The organism is Nitratidesulfovibrio liaohensis, assembly GCF_011682075.1.
GTDB classification, from domain to species: domain Bacteria; phylum Desulfobacterota; class Desulfovibrionia; order Desulfovibrionales; family Desulfovibrionaceae; genus Cupidesulfovibrio; species Cupidesulfovibrio liaohensis.
Window position 1 is genome coordinate 1 of sequence record NZ_VSMK01000614.1, and the last position, 1,100, is coordinate 1,100.

1 protein-coding gene and 1 pseudogene are annotated in these 1,100 nt (G+C 72.1%); one reads left to right on the plus strand and one right to left on the minus strand.

Annotation, left to right across the window (positions count from 1 at the left end; genetic code table 11):
• Nucleotides 1-341, minus strand: a pseudogene (locus FVW27_RS16715) (glycosyltransferase family 9 protein); the annotation flags it as partial.
• Between the two features lie 156 nt (nucleotides 342-497).
• On the opposite strand from FVW27_RS16715, the gene FVW27_RS16720 reads away from it, so the two are divergent.
• Nucleotides 498-1,004, plus strand: a complete 507-nt coding sequence (locus FVW27_RS16720; RefSeq protein WP_167127323.1) for an NUDIX domain-containing protein — start codon at nucleotides 498-500, stop codon at nucleotides 1,002-1,004.
• The last annotated feature ends 96 nt before the right edge of the window (nucleotides 1,005-1,100 follow it).

Sequence of the window (1,100 nt, forward strand, 5' to 3'; positions counted from 1 at the left end):
GCCGGTGCGCGGTCCAGGCAGAACCACGCCACGGTGGTCCCGGCCAGTGCGTCCGGCCAGGCGGGTGCCTCCGGCTCGCCGTACAGTCCGTCCAGCGCCCGGCGCATGGTTGGCGGGCAGGGTGCGTAGCCCAGCGGGGCCAGCCAGCGCATGCGTTCCATGTTGCCCGCGAACAGCAGGCGAGAGGCAGCGTTGTCCTCTCCGCCCTGTGCCGATGCGCGTTCCGGCCCCGCGCCGCCCGGCGTACCAGCACCCCGCGCCAGCGCCAGCAGGGCGGGCCAGGCACACAGGAAGTCGCCCAGCGCGCCGTTGTGCACGGCTATCAACTTGTCACTTTTCATCTCTGCGCGTACTCTGTGAAAGTGGTGTCGTATCCTCGCCGCCTACCGGGACAGCCTGTTCCGGCCTGCGGCGACGGGTGGGAGGTTCGGGGCAGCCCGCCCGCAGCCTCCTTGCATCAACCTCGTCCACAACCGGCAAGAACGGACACGCCCGCCATGGAACACCGCGTACCCTGCCCGCACTGTGGCGGCCCCGTGGTCATGTACCGCAACCCCCCGCCCACCGTCGACATCCTCATTCACGAGCCGGGGCGGGGCATCGTGCTCATCCGGCGGCGCAACGAGCCGCCCGGCTGGGCGCTGCCCGGCGGGTTCATCGACTACGGTGAATCGGCGGAGGCGGCGGCGGTGCGCGAGGCCCGTGAGGAAACCGGACTGGACGTGGAACTGACCGGCCTCGTGGGGGTGTATTCCGAACCGGGGCGCGACCCGCGCCACCACACCCTCAGCGTGGTCTATGCCGCGCAGGTGCGGGGCGGTGCCGTTGCCACCTCGGCGGCGGGAACCTTTGCCGCCCCCGTTGCCGGAGACGACGCGGCGGATGCCCGGTTCTTTGCGCCGGACGATCTGCCGCAACCCATGGCCTTCGACCACGCGAAGATCATCGCCGACTGGCTGCGCGACCGGGGGTGTTGCCCGGAGCGCAAGGGGGAGGGGGCCTGAGCCGTCCCGCGTCGGCAGACCAGACGTGCCGCCCCGCCTGGCGGGGCAATGGTCTTGCCGGGGCCGCCGCCCCGGCAAGATGGGGACGCACGCGCC

Coding starts and splice junctions, on each gene's coding strand:
- FVW27_RS16720 (WP_167127323.1), top strand. CDS start 498: ATGGAACACCGCGTACCCTGCCCGCACTGTGGCGGCCCCGTGGTCATG.